Below are 411 nucleotides of genomic sequence, written 5' to 3' on the forward strand. Positions count from 1 at the left end.
CCCCTCAAAATCGGCAATCAGGTATAGCCCTTGTTCGGAGGTTTTAATTTGATTGGCCTGCGGCAGCAGCATGGCGATCGCCAGAATGGCCAGGGCGCTGCAACGCTTAACGATTGAGTTCATCAAAAAGTCTCCGTGCTGCCGCATCGCGTTCGATGCTTTTGAGGATCTCCAGACTCTTGCGTCTGTAGTACCAATTAACCAGGAAGGTGCCGATCCCTACGGCCGCGCCGATCAGAAAGGCCACATCCTGCGGTGAGAGCTTGCCAAGCCAAGCGAGAAACAACGCTGCGGAGTAGGTAATGAATGAGGTTAATCTCTCCATCCCATTAACCCCACGTCTGCTGTCGTAGCGGGTTGTTTTGTAGGATAACGCGACTGTCGGCCACGATAAGCGGGTCGATACTGGCC

The 411-nt window shown here is 54.0% G+C and carries 1 protein-coding gene; it reads right to left on the reverse strand.

All coding sequences use genetic code 11. From position 1 onward, the window contains the following. Positions 1-106: 106 nt before the first annotated feature. On the reverse strand, positions 107-411 hold a 305-nt coding region (locus DUK53_RS17290), incomplete at its 5' end, for an HP1 family phage holin (protein ID WP_236637334.1).

Source organism: Listeria sp. SHR_NRA_18, from assembly GCF_003856515.1.
Lineage (GTDB): Bacteria > Bacillota > Bacilli > Lactobacillales > Listeriaceae > Listeria_A > Listeria_A newyorkensis.